At 30.1% G+C, this 17,335-nt stretch carries 13 protein-coding genes and 1 riboswitch; all 13 genes read right to left on the bottom strand.

What is annotated here, in order from left to right:
• Window positions 1-5: 5 nt before the first annotated feature.
• Window positions 6-1,154: a cystathionine gamma-synthase gene (locus DIC82_05540; protein ID AWK50529.1), complete on the bottom strand. Its 1,149-nt coding sequence runs from the start codon at window positions 1,152-1,154 to the stop codon at window positions 6-8.
• Window positions 1,155-1,295: 141 nt separating this feature from the next.
• Window positions 1,296-1,413: riboswitch (SAM riboswitch) on the bottom strand.
• 102 nt (window positions 1,414-1,515) lie between these two features.
• Window positions 1,516-2,739 carry a capsule biosynthesis protein CapA gene (locus tag DIC82_05535; GenBank protein AWK50528.1) on the bottom strand — a complete coding sequence of 408 codons (1,224 nt, stop codon included), beginning with the start codon at window positions 2,737-2,739 and terminating at the stop codon, window positions 1,516-1,518.
• A 149-nt stretch (window positions 2,740-2,888) separates the two neighbouring features.
• Window positions 2,889-4,301: a methyl-accepting chemotaxis protein gene (locus tag DIC82_05530; GenBank protein AWK50527.1), complete on the bottom strand. Its 1,413-nt coding sequence runs from the start codon at window positions 4,299-4,301 to the stop codon at window positions 2,889-2,891.
• Between the two features lie 299 nt (window positions 4,302-4,600).
• Window positions 4,601-5,602 (bottom strand): LacI family transcriptional regulator, encoded by a 1,002-nt coding sequence (locus DIC82_05525; GenBank protein AWK50526.1) that lies wholly within the window; start codon window positions 5,600-5,602, stop codon window positions 4,601-4,603.
• A gap of 247 nt (window positions 5,603-5,849) precedes the next feature.
• Window positions 5,850-7,337: a 4-alpha-glucanotransferase gene (gene malQ, locus DIC82_05520; protein ID AWK50525.1), complete on the bottom strand. Its 1,488-nt coding sequence runs from the start codon at window positions 7,335-7,337 to the stop codon at window positions 5,850-5,852.
• A gap of 316 nt (window positions 7,338-7,653) precedes the next feature.
• The gene (locus DIC82_05515; protein AWK50524.1) at window positions 7,654-8,553 is read right to left on the bottom strand and encodes a sugar ABC transporter permease; all 900 of its coding nucleotides are present in this window, start codon (window positions 8,551-8,553) and stop codon (window positions 7,654-7,656) included.
• Window positions 8,553-9,419, bottom strand: a complete 867-nt coding sequence (locus tag DIC82_05510; GenBank protein ID AWK50523.1) for an ABC transporter permease — start codon at window positions 9,417-9,419, stop codon at window positions 8,553-8,555. The genes DIC82_05515 and DIC82_05510 overlap by 1 nt, the downstream gene beginning before the upstream one ends.
• A gap of 106 nt (window positions 9,420-9,525) precedes the next feature.
• Window positions 9,526-10,830 carry an ABC transporter substrate-binding protein gene (locus tag DIC82_05505; protein ID AWK50522.1) on the bottom strand — a complete coding sequence of 435 codons (1,305 nt, stop codon included), beginning with the start codon at window positions 10,828-10,830 and terminating at the stop codon, window positions 9,526-9,528.
• Between the two features lie 536 nt (window positions 10,831-11,366).
• Window positions 11,367-11,603 carry a hypothetical protein gene (locus DIC82_05500; GenBank protein AWK50521.1) on the bottom strand — a complete coding sequence of 79 codons (237 nt, stop codon included), beginning with the start codon at window positions 11,601-11,603 and terminating at the stop codon, window positions 11,367-11,369.
• Between the two features lie 118 nt (window positions 11,604-11,721).
• A complete protein-coding gene (locus DIC82_05495) occupies window positions 11,722-12,726 on the bottom strand; it encodes a ketol-acid reductoisomerase (GenBank protein AWK50520.1) in 1,005 nt (334 codons plus the stop codon).
• Between the two features lie 12 nt (window positions 12,727-12,738).
• A complete protein-coding gene (gene ilvB, locus DIC82_05490; GenBank protein AWK50519.1) occupies window positions 12,739-14,412 on the bottom strand; it encodes a biosynthetic-type acetolactate synthase large subunit in 1,674 nt (557 codons plus the stop codon).
• 39 nt (window positions 14,413-14,451) lie between these two features.
• Complete coding sequence (gene ilvD, locus DIC82_05485; protein AWK50518.1) at window positions 14,452-16,110, bottom strand: dihydroxy-acid dehydratase; 1,659 nt, start codon at window positions 16,108-16,110, stop codon at window positions 14,452-14,454.
• 125 nt (window positions 16,111-16,235) lie between these two features.
• Window positions 16,236-17,306, bottom strand: a complete 1,071-nt coding sequence (leuB, locus tag DIC82_05480) for a 3-isopropylmalate dehydrogenase (GenBank protein AWK50517.1) — start codon at window positions 17,304-17,306, stop codon at window positions 16,236-16,238.
• Window positions 17,307-17,335: the final 29 nt, after the last annotated feature.

Below are 17,335 nucleotides of genomic sequence, written 5' to 3'. Positions count from 1 at the left end.
TTAGCTTATTTCCCAATTGCATTTTCTAAATCCTTTATTAAGTCATCTATATTCTCTATTCCAATTGATAATCTAAGTAAGTATTCATCTACTCCCAATCTTTTCCTAATTTCTTCTGGAATTTCTGAGTGAGTTTGAGTAATTGGATATGTTATTAATGTTTCTACTCCACCTAAACTTTCTGCAAATCTTATTACTTTAACGCTTTCTAAAATTTTAGGTATTAATTTTTTATCTTTAACTCTAAAGGATAATGTTGCTCCAAAACCCGTTGCTTGTTTTTTATTTACTTCATAGCCATCAAAGTTTTCTAAACCTACATAATAAACTTTTTCTACATTAGAATTATTCTCTAAAAATTTTGCTATTTTTATTGAATTTTCTTGTGCTCTATCTAATCTTATATGTAATGTTTTAATTCCCCTTAAAATTAACCATGAATCAAACGGAGATAATGTTGCTCCAGTTGACATATGAATTCTTCTTAGCTTTTGTAAAATCTCTTCATCATTTCCTACTATAAATCCAGCTAGCAAATCATGATGTCCACCTAAATATTTAGTTCCACTATGAATTACCAAATCAGCACCTAATTCTAATGGTTTTTGATAATAAGGTGTCAAGAAAGTATTGTCTACAATTAATAGTAACTTATTCTTTTTAGTTATTTCTCCTACCGCACGTATGTCTGTTACCTTCATCGTTGGATTAGAAGGAGTCTCAATAAATATAGCTTTTGTATTCTCTTTTATAGATGCTATTATATTTTTAGTATTTGTTGTATCAACAAATGTAGCTTTTAATCCAAAGTCCTTATAAGTTTCTTCAAATAATCTGTATGTCCCTCCATACAAATCATCAGATAAAATTATATGGTCTCCTGATTTAAACAAATGTATACAAGCAGTAATTGCCGACACTCCTGAAGAAAATCCTATTGCCTCTTTTCCACCTTCTAAAACTGCCAATGTTTTTTCAGCCTCTTCTCTTGTTGGATTTTGGGCCCTAGAATAATCATAACCGGTGCTATTATTAAGTCCATGATGCTTAAATGTGGCTGATTGATATATTGGATAACTTATTGCTCCTGTAGCTTTATCGCCACCTGATGCTCCACTAACTGCAATTGTTTCAAAAGATTTTTTTAAAGTCATTTTTTTGCCCCCTTTAAATTATTATTGCTTAATGCTTTATTAATTGTTTCTAGTACTCTAATTAAATTAATAAAAAAGTCACTTCTAAAATAAGAAGTGACTCTGTAGCCATAAGATAAGTTCTAATAAAACTTAATTTCCCTCTCATTTTTCAAGATATTCTCTTGCAGGATTTAGCACCAACGAAAAAATTCCCATGAAATTTTTTTCAGGTTGCCGGGTTTCAAAGGGCCAGTCCCTCCACCACTCTTAATAAGATTAACTTATTTAAATATTTAATTTATTACTATTAATTATACATAGTTAAATTCTCTTGTCAATAAATATTAGTAAACTTATCAACTTTCTATATGATTAAACATTATTTTAAATATAATTTGAAAAATTCATCTTTAATATTTCCATTTAAAGTTGGTGATAATTCATTTAATGTATTTAATATATTTATTTTATTGTCACCAGTTGCTAAAGTTGGAATATAATCATTTCTATCATTTCTTGAAGAAATCATTGTTGGAATTACTTTATATTCAAAATCTACTACTTTATTGTCTTCCATATTTGCCTTAACCTGAAGTATAAATGTTCTTTTATCTGAAGGATTTGAATTTCCTCCAAAACAGAAATTTCCCATTGAATATGCTATGAGCTTACCTTTGTAATTTTCCATACTTTGAATTACATGAGGATGTGAACCTATAACAGCATTTGCACCATTATCAATAGCAAACCTAGCTAAGTTTTGTTGAACCTCATATGGTTCATATGATTTCTCTATTCCCCAATGAAAATATGGGATAATCACTTCTGCTCCCTTATTTCGAAGTTCATTAATATCAGTGGCTATTTTTGTTTTTAATCCATTAGAATATTCCCAACCTGTATACCCTAAAAATCCAAATTTAACTCCCTGTATCTCTTTTAAAATTTGATAACCTTCTCCACATATATCTATATTATTTTCCTTTAGTGTATTTATAGTATCATTTATTCCTTGCTTTCCATAATCATAAATATGATTATTAGCTATTGTAACACCATCAACAGATGCGTTAGTGAGAATATTTACATATTCCTTAGGTCCCTTAAAGTTATAAAATATCTCTCCTTCTTTATGAATTTTAACATCTGAGTCTGTAAATGTTGTTTCTAGGTTCACTAAGGTGTAATCATCTTTAGTAAAAATGCCAGATACATTTTGCATGAAATAAGAATAGTTCTTTCCACTATTTATAAATGCTGCTGGCAAACTACCATTATATGCAAATTTAGTATCTGTTCCTAAAGTAAAATCTCCTGCTACTGAAATTATAATCTCCTTTTTAACAGGTTCCTTTTTTGTTTCTTCTTGATTTATATTTTTTTCACTTGTATTTTTATCATTATTATCCTCAGTCAATTGATTGTTAGCTTCACTTTTTTGTAACTTTGAATTATTTATATTTTTCAGATAGAATGCTACTCCACATACTATTAATGCACTTACAATAATTAGAGAAATATTCTTAAATAAATTATTACTTTTGTCTTTTGTACCATCCTGATATTTTTTCTCATGCTTATTACAGGAGTTTCTCTTCTTCATATATAGATCTCCTAATTTTTAAATTTCGAGTTGTTTATATACAAAATAATATCACATTATGGCAATGTCTTGTATAAGAATTTTCTCTTAAAAACACTATTCTTTTTCTAAATTTGTTACCTTTTTACTATGATAACAAATTAATATATCTAAATCTTATATACATTAATAACATCTTTAAGTTCTTCTGCAAGTTCAGTTTGTTGCTGAATTGCTTCAACAATAGTTTGAACTCGGCTCGTAACTTCTTCTACACTTGTTTGTATATCTTGAGACTTACTTGAAGTTTCAACTGCATTTGAGCTTACATTGTTAATACCCTCAGTTATTTGACTAATAACATCTTCAATAATTTTACTCCTATTTTGTATCTCTTCTGACATATTAGTAATTAATTTAGAGTCTTTTTCATAACTTGTTGCTGTTTCAATTAAAAGTTCATAATCACCATCAACATCTTTCTCTATGAAAGTCAATAAATCTTTACTATGCTCACTTAAGTTATCAAAGGCGCCATGTACTTCACTAATAACTTTTTTAATTTTATCAACAGTCTCTTTACTTTGTTCTGCTAAATTCCGCACTTCATCAGCAACTACTGCAAATCCTTTTCCTTGTTCGCCTGCTCTAGCTGCTTCTATTGCAGCATTAAGTGCTAATAAATTAGTTTGTTCTGAAACTCCAGCTATTATATCTGCCATCATTTTAATGTCTTTTACTACTTTTCCTTGTTCAATTGCATTAGTGATGTTATCAATTTTTTCTGCATAAATTCTTCTTGCATTTTTTGCTGCTGTTTGTCCTTTTTCTTTAACTTTAATCGCTTTGTTTCTGATAGCATCTGCTGAATTATTATCTATTTGTGCTTTTTCATTTAAACTTGACATAGTAGATTTTATCTCTAATGTTGAAGCATTAACTTCTTCTGAAATTGCACTTAATTGTTCAACCTCACTAGATATTACTTCAGTAGCAGAATTAACTTCTATTATTCTATCATTAATAGACTTAACTATTTCATTAAGATCTTCACTTGACTTTATTACTAGCTTTGAATATGTATATATATTCCCTACCATTGATCTATTAGCATTCATCGCATTATTTAAATTATCTACAACATCGCCTATTTCCCTATCATATTTTTTTCCCTCAAGTTTAGCAGTTAAATCACCTTCTCTTAATGACTGTGCAAGTCTGCTTAAATCCTTTAGAGGATTGAGTATCCTTCTAATTATTAATACTGCTAAACCTAGTGTAACTACGAATCCAATAATTGAAACTACGATAGTTATGCTTGTAAATTTACTTACCGAAGCCTCAAGTTCTGTAATGGACGCTCTCATGTTTTGTTTAGTCATTGTTTGGACAGCTGCATTATTTATAATATCTTGGGTTGTTCCAAGTTTCGTTATAACATTTTTCATTTGGTTTACGCAAACGCTTGCAATAATGAGCATGAAACTTAGTACTATCATATAACTAATTATTATTTTCCTTTTAAGACTAGTCCCCTTATTCTTATCTTTTTTTACTACACTTTTTTCTCTAGTTATTCTCATTATTACTCTCCTTCACTTTTTATTTTAAACTTATTACTTATTTTTATAATTATGTTAAACGTTAACATAATTATAACTCATGGTTTCTTCAATTACTATAATTAATTAAGATAATTTATAAAGAAAAAAGAATTCTTTTAAGTCAAAAAAATATTTTTTTTAATTTAAATAGAATCCCTTTATTTATTATTAAACTCTAAATACTCAAACGTGCAAATTTTTTCTTTCATATTTTAGCAGCAACCCATGCAATAGCTTGCAATCATACAAATCATTCAATCGGAAACTTTGTATAGTTTCTATTTAAATGATTCTCTTTTTATAAGTTTAGAGTCAATAATATAATGGTTTATTGCTATTTCATTACTTTCCAATGAATCTATTAAAATTTTTGCAGCATAATATCCAAGCTCTTTCGCATTAATGTCAACTGATGACAATGGAGGAGTCTGAAATTCAGCTAAGGGACTGTTATTAAATCCTACAACTTCTATATTCTTAATATTTCTTTGCTTAAGCACTTTAAGTACACCAAAAGCTAATATATCATCTTCTACTATTATAGCTGTTGGACTACTGTTTTTTAATAATTCAATAGCACCATCAATACCTTCTTGTTCACTAAATTCATTTCGCGTTGCGATGTTTTTATCCTGTACTAAAATTCCATTAATTTCACATGCAACTTTAAATCCCTTTAATCTGTCTTTTGTTACATTCCATTCATTCTTTGCACCTAAAAACGCAATGTCTTTATGTCCTTTTTTTATGAACTCATTTACTAAGTTATATGTAGCTTGAAAATTATCATTATCTACCCAAAGCATATCTTCAGATTCTTCTGGTCTTCCTATTACGACAAATGGAAATCCCCATTTTTTAAGATCTTTAATACTTTTATCATCTGACCTTGCACGTAATAAACATACTCCATCAACTAAATTGCTCGTTATAAAATTATTTATATAATCTGATTCACTTTTTTCATCTTCACTAAATGCATACATAATATAATACTTTTTACTTTGAGCATAACCACTCATACCTTTCATCGCTTGTATAAAGAAAGGATTTGTTATTAAATCTTGTGATTCATTGGGTAGAACTACTCCTATAATTCTGCTTTTACTATTTGCTAAACTTCTAGCTATCGCATTGGGCTTATATTTAAGTTTATTTATTACTTCTCTAACCTGTTCCTTTGTCTTTTCACTTATTTGAGGACTATCAGATATAACTCTAGACACAGTTGAAGTAGAAACCTTTGCTTCTTTTGCCACTTCTTTAATTGTAACTTTCATGATTTCCTCCTATTCTATGTTTTGAAATCTATTGTGAAATTATTAAAACTTCTATTTATACTATTCTTTTAATCATATGGCCTTAGTTTATTTTTATACAACCACAACACACTAATAATGCTAATATTATCATATTTAACTTGATGTTACAAACAGTATATTGCTTATTTAGTTTTTAAAAAAAGCACAGAAATTATATTTATTTCTGTGCCTTACTATTGATATTTTATTGTCCCTTTATTTAATCTTATTTGCATCTTCCATAAATTTTAGTTATTCTATAAATCCTTTTAGCTAATTCATCAGTTAATACGTCTTCTTTTGCTCTCCATCTCCAATTATCCCCAAGTGTTGATGGTAAATTAATCCTTGATTTATTCCCTAGGTTTAAGAAATCTTGCATTTGTGCTATTGATATATCGCCAATGCTACTCCATGCTCCTCTAATGAAGCCCCAGTTATAACCTTCTTCCTTAGTCAAACTTAAATATTCTATTGCATTTTTAACTTCTTCCTTTGGAGCAGTTGTTTCCATCCAACCTCTGACAGTATCATTATCATGAGTACCTGTGTAAACTATAAAATTTTTCTCATAATTATGAGGTAAAAAAGGGTTAGAGCTATCCGTATCAAATCCAAATGTTAATATTTTCATACCAGGGAACCCTGTATCATCCCTAAGTTTTATAGTTTCTTCAGTTAATGTTCCTAAGTCCTCTGCAATTATATTTACATCTCCAAGTTCATCTTTAATTGCATTAAATATTTTTATTCCAGGCCCTTTCACCCATTCACCATTTTCAGCAGTTGGATCACCATAAGGAATTGACCAATATGATTCAAATCCTTTAAAATGATCTATTCTAAGCACATCATATAAATTAAGGCTTTGCCTTATACGCTCAACCCACCATTTATAATCTGTTTTCTCCATGTAGTTCCAATCATAAATTGGATTTCCCCATAGTTGACCTGTAGCTGCAAATATATCTGGCGGACATCCTGCAACCTGTAGTGGATTTAATGTCTTCTTATCAAGTAAAAATGCTTCAGGATTTCCCCATACATCGGCACTATCTTCCGCTACATATATAGGCATATCACCTATTATTTCAATACCCAAATCATTCACATATGACTTCAATGCTTTCCATTGTTTATAAAATTCATATTGTAAAAATTTCCAGTAATTTATTTCATCTTTTAATATTACCTCATATCTACTTATAGCTTCTTTTTTTCTTAATCTTATATCCTCATCCCAAGTTTGCCAGCTTTTTAATGCAAAATGACTTTTTAATGCCATATATAATGAGTAATCATCAAGCCAATATGCTTCCTTCTTCTGAAATTCTTTTAAATCTTCAATTTTATTTAATTTAAAATTCTCATATGCTTTTCTTAGTATTTTTAATTTTTCGTTAAATATTAATCCATAATCTATATTTTCTAAATTTTTTCCGAAATTTATTGAATCATAATCTTTTTCATTCAATAATCCATCTTTTCTCAAAGTATCAAAATCTATAAAATAAGGATTTCCAGCAAAAGCTGAAAAAGATTGATATGGTGAATCTCCAAAACTTGTAGGTCCTATTGGCAATATTTGCCAATACTTTTGACCAGCTTTTTGTAGAAAATCACTAAATTCATAAGCTTCCTTACCAAATGTTCCTATTCCATATTTTCCTGGCAGAGAAGCAATGTGCATGATAATACCACTACCTCTATTCATATCTTCCTCCCATTTTCTTACTCTTATTTTAAATTTGTATTATACAATATTGTCTTTTTAGGGTCAATCGCTTGCATAACAGCTTATAATTTAACTTTTACTTATGTATAAATTATATATATCATAGTTAAAAATTAAGACACTATCTTAAAAATATAATTTAAATTAGGGTTAATTAACTAAAAATCTAATTATTTGTTATGATGCATGATACTATTAAAATATCTATTCTGTATATTAAATTTTGATTAAAAACCCTTATTCATTAAATCACATAATGAAACTTTTAACATGTCTATAAATTCATCTAAATAAATTACTTTATAGATCCTTGAACAATACCTGCAATTATATGTTTTTGAACAAAGAAGTAGAATATAATGATTGGAATTATAGCTAATATTAATGCTGCCATAGCAAGTTCCCATTGTTTTGAAAACGCTCCAAAGAAATTATTCATAGCTAATGGTATAGTTCTCATATTTTTATCTAATGTCAAGAAAGGTAATAAGAAATCATTCCATATCCATATGCTATTTAATACAGCTACTGTAACAGTAGTAGGTTTTAGCAATGGTAATACTACCTTTGTATAAGTTTGCCATTTACTACATCCATCAATAGTTGCAGCTTCTTCAACTTCTTGAGGTATACCTTTAATAAATCCATGATATAAGAATATACTCATACTTACACCAAATCCTATATACATAAATATTAAACCATAACGTGTTCCTATCATTTTAATTGGTCCAAGTTGAATTTTAGCCATCCACTTTACAAGTGGTATCATTACTGCTTGGAATGGTACAATCATTCCTGCTGTAAATACATAAAATAGTATTTTACTTTTTTTTGTCTTATCACGTACTAATAACCAAGCTGCCATTGAAGAGAATAGAAGTATTAATATTACACTCCCAACAGTTATTATCATAGAATTAGCAAAAGAACTTATCAAGTCCATTTTGTTAGCAGCGTCTATATAGTTTTGAAAATTCCATACATCCGGTAATCCTGTGGTATTAGCAAAAACTTCTCTTCTTGTTTTAAATGAATTTATAAACATTAAATAAAATGGTGACATATATAATATTAGTAATAGCCATGCAAAAACTTCTAATATTTTTAGTTTACTAGTATAACTATCCATTGTTTTTAGTTTTTTACGTGATCTACTTTGTGTTGCATTATTAACACTTGTATTTGTTTCCATTATGCTTCTACCTCCTTCTTCTTATTAAAGTAAACTTGAATTAAAGAAACAGCAGTTACAAGTATAAAAAATATAATTGCTTTAGCTTGTCCTATTCCCATATTATTTACTACAAATGCTTCCTTATAGATATTTAAAGCTAACATTTCTGTTGTTTTTGCTGGTGTTAATGAGAAGTTTAAATCGAATAATTTAAATGAGTTTGCTAAAGTTAAGAACATACAAATTGTCATTCCTTGTCTTACCATAGGTATTGTTATATGTCTAAATGTATGCCATCCATTAGCTCCATCAATATGAGCTGCTTCTATTAAATCAGCTGGAACAGTTTCAAGAGCAGCTACATATATAACCATTATATAACCTGCATATTGCCATGTTGAAACAATTAACATTGCAAACATTGCTGTAGTTGGTTCTTGTAATAGTGATGTTGCAAGCACTTTGCTACCTAAATTTTGCCCTATTCCTGTGAATACTGAATTGAACATAAATTGCCATATAAATCCTAGGATTAATCCTCCAATTAAATTTGGCATAAAGAAACCTGTTCTTAAGAAATTACTTGTTTTTAACTTTCTTGTAACAGCATATGCTAATCCAAATCCTACTATGTTAATAGTTATTACACTTGCAATTGTATATAAAATAGTTATTTTTAAAGAATATATAAATTGGTCATCATCAAAAAGACTTATATAATTACTTATTCCTACAAAATCATATTGTGGATTCGCACCATTGTAATTTGTGAATGTATAATATATACCAATTATAAATGGTATAAATACAACCATTATTATAGCAAATAAAGCCGGTCCAACATAAATCCAAAAATTTTTACTGTCTGTTGATTTTTTACTCATACAATTACTCCTTTCCTAATGATACTTACTATTGTGTACCAAATTAATCTTCTGTTTAAAATATTCATGAGAAAGTTTTACTTTCCTCATGAATTAATTTTAATTTCTATTTTTCTCTTTTTGCATCTTGAATTCCTTGTAACATATCTTTCTTAGCTTGTGCACCCATATCAGTAGAAAGGAATTTAGAGAATAAAGGTCCTATATTGTTCATAGAGAATCCATCTGGGAAATTAGTAAATGCCCATGGAAGAGTCTTCCCAGCTTTGTTATATTCAGATATTGATTTGTTTAATGCATTATCGCTCTCAGTTGTGAAGTTTGTAAATGCAGGAATCATATTCATATCTTTAACTAATGACTCTTGACCAGCTGGGCTAGTAACCATCCAATCTAAGAATTCCTTAGCTTCTTTATTAACTTTAGAATCCTTATTAACTACCCAATACATTGGAACTCCTACTGGAATAGATCCACTTACTTTTGTATCATTATTGATAGCTAATGGAACGAATCCCATATCAAAATTAGCTTCTAAGTTCTTTAAATCTGAAGCAATCCAGTTACCTTGTTGAATAAATGCTGTCTTTCCAAGTGCGAAATTACCAACTTGAGTACTATAATCAATAGTATCTAATGTTTTTCCTCCACTATATTTACACATTAATTCAACTAAATTCATCCAGTCATTAAATTGCTTATTATTTACTACATCTGCTTTTTTATCAATATAATCTTTTGCAAATTGGGCAGGATTATCTTGTGTTGCAAATGGTATATTGAATGTGTGATTACCAGTTACCCAAGTTTCTTTTGTTGTATAAGATAAGACATTGTCAAGTCCAAGTTCTGATTTCTTGCTATCTAATTTTTCAAAAGCAGCTTTTAGCTTATCAAATGTATCTATAGATTTAGGATCAATTCCAGCCTTATCTAAGATTGCTTTATTATATGCTAATCCATATCCTTCTGTTGCTGCTGGCATACCATATACTTTTTTATCAATAGTTACTGTATCAAGTGTTCCTTTAACAGCATTCTTTATCCATGACTCTGAACTTAAATCATCAATTTTATGTTTCCAAACTCCATAGTCTCCAGCACCTTGAATCATAAATACATCAGGTTCAGCATCCGCACCTTTTGCGAATTCTGCTTTTAAAGATGCACCATAGTCAGCACCTCCACCAACTGATTGAATGTCAACTTTAACACCCTTTTCTTCTTCATACTTTTTAGCAAGTGCTTGAAGTTGATCATTAATTTCAACTTTTAATTGAAATATTTTAACCGCTTTTCCACTTTCAGTTTTAGCTGAATTTCCTGAACTAGTACTTGTTCCACAACCTACCATTGTTCCAACTAATAATGTAGTAGCTAGAATAGTTGATAATATCTTTTTTGTTTTCATATTAATACCCCTCCGTTAAAATTTATTTAATTTTTTAAGACATTTTTTAAAAATTTTAAATATTATAATTTATAATATATATTCAAAATAGTAATTCTAAATATATTATTAACAGTTATATATATTATATATTAAAGGTTTTATACTTGAAATATTTGATATATGCTCTTCTTTTATAATCTGCATAAAAACTTAATACCAATATACTTTCTACCAAAAAATCGTTTTCGCAACCGTTTGCGGAAAGTTGCAAAAATTTAGTCTTTATAGTTTTCTACCTCTATTCAGACTTCTTATTAATCTTTTTCTTTATTCATCTCTTTGATATTTTTAGTATATCAAACTAAGAAAACTTTTACAAGTGATATTTTTCTTAATTTTTACCATATTTAATGAATTTTCTTATATTTATTATGATTTACTCTAAGATAGAGCTTTTTTAATAAAATCGTTTGCATTAGAATTTATTGAATATGACTATTAAAAATTTTGTTGAGATTATTATTAAGTTGCTGACAATTTATTTTTTTCATAGCCTACCTAATTAATGATATCTTTGCTTTTCTTGTTAATTTCTTTATCTCATATTCCCTTTTCATTGCATCCTTTTTATCTTCGAATTCTTCATAATGCATCAATTTCACAGGTCCTCTTCCTTTTGTATATTTTGCCCCTGTTCCAATCGAATGCATACGAATTCTTTTTTCTAAGTTATTAGTCCATCCTGTATAAAATGTCCCATCTGAACATTCTACAATATATACATAATTCATTTATTACCTCTCATTTATACATTATTACATTTCTATTATACCTTAAAAAGAAGAAGACGAGTATTTAAATCTAAATCCTCGTCTTCTTTTAAAATTATAGCTATTATTTATAATAATACTAATCTACTTTAGCTGTATCAATCCAACTCATCATTCCTCTTAATTCCTTACCAACCTTTTCAATTGGATGTTCTGCTTCCATTCTTCTAGTTGCATTGAAGTTTGGTCTTCCAACTTGGTTTTCCAATAACCAATTCTTTGCAAAAGTACCATCTTGAATTTCAGAAAGAACCTTTTTCATTTCTTTCTTAGTTTCAGCTGTGATGATTCTCTTACCAACTTGGTAATCTCCATATTCAGCAGTATCTGATACTGAATATCTCATTAAACTTAATCCACCTTGGTAGAATAAATCAACAATTAATTTCATTTCATGCATACATTCAAAGTAAGCATTTTCTGGAGCATATCCAGCTTCTACTAAAGTTTCAAATCCTGCTTTGATAAGTTCTGCACATCCACCACAAAGTACTGCTTGTTCTCCAAATAAATCTGTTTCTGTTTCATCTTTGAAAGTAGTTTCAAGAACACCAGCTCTTGCTCCACCAATTCCATTTGCATATGCTAAAGCATATTGTTTTGCTTTTCCTGATGCATCTTGGTGTATAGCTATTAAGCAAGGTACTCCAGCGCCTTCAGTATATGTTCTTCTTACTAAATGTCCTGGTCCCTTTGGTGCAACCATGAATACATCAACGAATGCAGGTGGAACTATTTGTACATAATGAATGTTAAATCCATGAGCAAATACTAATGCATTTCCTTCTTCTAAGTTTGGAGCAATTTCTTCGTTATAGATTTTCCCTTGTTTTTCATCTGGTAATAAAATCATGATAAAATCAGCTGCTTTTGATGCTTCTGCAACAGTTGCAACCTTTAGTCCAGCTGCTTCAGCTTTAGCCCATGATTTACTTCCATTATATAAACCAACAGTAACATCTATTCCACTTTCATGAAGGTTTAATGCATGTGCATGACCTTGGCTACCGTAACCTATTACGGCAACCTTCTTTCCTTTTAATAAATTTAAATCCGTGTCTTTTTCATAATACATTTTTGGCATTTTAATGACCTCCTAATTATTATTGATATCTTCTTCACTTATTATTTGATTAATTGGTGCACCAGGTGCAACCATAGGAAAAACTTTTTTATCACTATTTACTAAATAATCTATAAGAACTGGACCTTCTGAATCCAGAGCTTTTCTTAAAATATCGTCTATTTCTTCTACTTTAGTTATTCTAAATCCTTTAGCTCCGAAAGCTTCAGCAAGCTTAACATAATCTGTTGGTCTATCTAATGTTGTTTCGGAATACCTTTCCTCGTAAAAGAGAGTTTGCCATTGTCTAACCATTCCTAAGCAATTATTGTTCATAACAACTTGTATTAATGGAATCTTATTTTTAACTGCAGTAACTAATTCATTGCAATTCATTCCAAAGCTACCATCTCCAGCAATATTAAATACCCTTTTATCCGGTCTACCAATTTGAGCCCCAATTGCAGCTCCAAGACCATATCCCATAGTTCCAAGACCACCTGATGTTATAAAGGTTTTTGGATCTTTAAATTTAAAATATTGTGCTGCCCACATTTGATGTTGCCCAACTTCAGTTGATATTATAAAACTTCTATCATTTAATTCATTTAGTTTATCAAAAAATAATTCTGGAGTTGTCTCACACTCTGATAATATCCTTTTATCTTCTTTTAATTTGTTTATTGTACTAAGCCACTCTTCATTTTTCTTTTCTTGAATTAGTGGCATCAATTTATCTAAAGCTACCTTTAAATCACCTACAATACAAGTATCAACCTTTATGTTTTTATTTATTTCTGCTGGATCAACATCTATTTGTAATATTTTTGCATTCTTAATATGATTTTGATTGCTTATAACCCTATCACTAAATCTAGCTCCAAGTGTTATTAATAAATCGCATCTAGTTGCAGCGATATTTGATGCTTTTGTTCCATGCATTCCTATCATACCAGTATATAATTCATGATCATTAGGAAATTCCGCCATACACATAAGTGATGTTGATACAGGTGCATTTATCTTTTCAGCAAATCTTATTAATTCTAATGTTGCTTCAGATATACCAACACCACCACCTGCAAATATAAATGGTTTTTTACTTTGATTTATTAGCTCTATTGCTTCCTGTATTGCATTATCTGTAATGTATTCTGACTTTCTAACCACTTCTTTAGGAATTAATTTTGTATACTTAGTTTTATCTGCAGTAATATCCTTTGGAATATCTATTAATACTGGTCCTGGTCTGCCCTCTTCAGCTATATAAAAAGCTTCTCTAATTATATTTTGAAGATCATTAACATCTCTTACAATATAATTATGTTTTGTTATAGGCATTGTAATTCCAGTTATATCAACCTCTTGAAAACTATCTTTTCCAAGCAATGATTTTGCTACGTTTCCTGTTATAGCTACCATAGGAATTGAGTCCATATATGCAGTAGCAATCCCTGTTACTAAATTTGTTGCCCCTGGTCCTGATGTTGCAAGACAAACTCCCACTTTACCAGTTGCTCTTGCATATCCATCAGCTGCATGAGATGCACCTTGCTCATGACAAGTTAAAACGTGGTGAAGTTTATCCTTATATTTATATAATTCATCATATATATTTAATACTGCTCCACCTGGATACCCAAATATAGTCTCTACCCCTTCATCTAGTAACGACTTTATTAAAATTTCAGCCCCCGTCAATAACATTTTATTCACTCCTTTGCTTATAAAATGATTTCTATATTGCTATTTAAGTATTGCCCCTTCACTTGCAGAACTAACTAGCTTAGCATATCTAGCTAAATATCCATCTTTAACCTTTGGTTCTACAGGCTTTAAATTCTTTCTTCTATCTTCTAATACTTCATCAGAAACCAACAATTCAAGTTTTGAATTATTGATATCAATTGAAATAATATCACCGTCTTCAACTAATCCAATAACACCATTATCTGCTGCTTCTGGCGATACATGACCTATTGCAGCGCCTCTAGTTGCTCCACTAAATCTACCGTCTGTAATTAATGCAACTGATTTATCTAATCCCATACCTGCTACAGCTGCTGTTGATGAAAGCATTTCTCTCATTCCAGGACCACCCTTAGGGCCTTCATATCTTATTACAATTACATCCCCAGCTTTTATCTTCTTACCAAAGATTGACTCTATTGCTTCTTCCTCAGAATTAAATACTTTTGCAGGACCTTCATGTTTTAACATTTCAGGAACCACCGCTGATCTTTTAACAACAGCTCCATCTTTCGCTAAATTCCCTTTAAGAATTGCAATTCCACCAGTTTGACTATGTGGTGCATCTATTGATTTAATTACATCATGGTTCTTTGGTTCTATCCCTGCTATATTTTCTTTTTGAGACTTTCCTGTAACTGTTATACAATCTAAATCCAAAAGATTCTTCTTTGAAAGTTCAGTCATCACAGCACTAACTCCTCCTGCTTCATATAAAGCTTCAATTGGAGTATCTGATGCTGGTGACAATTTGCAAAGATTTGGTGTATTTGCAGATATATCGTTTATAATATCTAAGTTCATGTCAACTTTTGCTTCATTGCAAATTGCTGTTAAATGAAGCACACTATTGCTAGAACATCCAAGTGCCATATCAACTGTTAATGCATTTTTAATGCTTCTTTCATTTACTATATCTCTTGGCTTAATGTCATTCTTCAACAATTCCATTACAGCCATACCTGCTGTTTTAGCAAGTCTTATTCTTTCTGAGTATACAGCTGGAATTGTACCATTTCCAGGTAATCCAAGTCCCAATACTTCACATAAACAATTCATTGAATTTGCAGTAAACATTCCTGAACATGATCCACACGATGGACATGCACTTTCTTCTAATTTATGTAAGTCACCTGCAAGCATTGAACCATTTTCATAAGCACCAACTGCTTCAAACATAGTTGAAAGTGATACTGGCTTATCATTAAATCTTCCCGAAAGCATTGGTCCACCACTAACAAAAACAGAAGGTATATTAAGTCTAAGTGCTGCCATTACCATTCCTGGAACAACTTTATCACAGTTTGGTATAAATACTAACGCATCAAAAGCATGTGCTTTTACCATACACTCTGTTGAGTCTGCTATAAGCTCTCTAGTAACCAAAGAATATTTCATACCTTCATGCCCCATAGCTAGACCATCACAAACTCCTATTGCTGGAAATACTAAAGGTGTTCCCCCAGACATTAATACACCCTTTTTAACAGCTTCAACAATTTTATCTAGATTTATATGACCTGGAATAATATCATTTTGTGAACTAACAATACCTATTAAAGGTCTTTGTATTTCTTCATCAGTTAATCCAGATGCTTTTAATAATGATCTTTGTGGTGCCTTAGTAGGACCTTTTTTTATTGCGTCACTTCTCATTTCTTACTACTCCCTTTCATTTTTCAATTAACAATTAACAATTTCAGATAAGATTCCTTCGGAATCTTTTGTTCCTGCATTGTCAATTGTCACTTGTAAATCATCTATTGAATTTATTTTAATCTTTATAATTTTTCACGAACTAAATTTCCCATTTCAACTGTTCCAACTTTTTTCTTACCTTCAGTCATTATATCTCCAGTTCTATATCCATCTTCAAGAACTGCAAGAACTGCATTTTCAATTGATTTAGCTTCTTCTTCTAATGAAAAACTATATCTTAACATCATTGCTGCCGAAAGAATGGTTGCTAAAGGATTAGCAATTCCTTGTCCTGCTATATCAGGAGCACTTCCATGGATTGGTTCATACATTCCAAGAGTACCATCTCCAAGTGATGCTGATGGTAACATTCCAATCGAACCTGTAACCATACTAGCTTCATCTGATAATATATCACCAAAAATATTTGAAGTTACAATAACATCAAATTGATTTGGATCTTTAACTAATTGCATTGCAGTGTTATCAACATATAAATGATTTACTTCAACTTCTGGATAATCGTTAGCCATTTCATTAACTATGCTTCTCCAAAGTCTTGAACTTTCTAATATATTCGCTTTATCAACACTTGTAAGCTTCTTGTTTCTCTTCATTGCTGTTTCAAATCCGATTTTAACAATTCTAGTTATTTCATTTTCATTATATCTTTCAGTATCATATGCGCTCTTTATGCCATCAATAACTTCTATTCCTCTTTCTCCAAAATAAATACCGCCAGTTAATTCTCTTACTATGCAAATATCTATTCCATCTTTAACAATGCTATCTTTAAGTGGTGATTCATTTTTTAATGGAGCATATAAAACTGCTGGTCTTAAATTACAATAAAGATTTAATGCACCTCTTAATCCTAACAATGCTTGTTCTGGTCTTATTTTTGCAGTAGGATCATCCCATTTAGGACCACCCACAGCTCCAAGTAAAACTGCATCGCTTTTTTTACAAGCTTCTAATGTTGCTTCTGGAAGTGGTGTACCTTCTTTATCTATAGCACATCCACCAGCTAATACATATTCATATTCAAATTTATGTCCAAACTTATCCCCAATAACTTTCAAAACCTTTATAGTTTCTTCTACGACTTCTGGTCCTATTCCGTCTCCTGGTATTACAGCTATATTATATTTCATTATAAAAATCCCCCTCTTTATCATTGCCT

Origin of the sequence: Clostridium beijerinckii (assembly GCA_003129525.1) — a bacterium.
GTDB classification, from domain to species: Bacteria; Bacillota; Clostridia; order Clostridiales; family Clostridiaceae; genus Clostridium; species Clostridium beijerinckii_D.
This window is presented reverse-complemented; position numbering and strand designations above follow the sequence as displayed.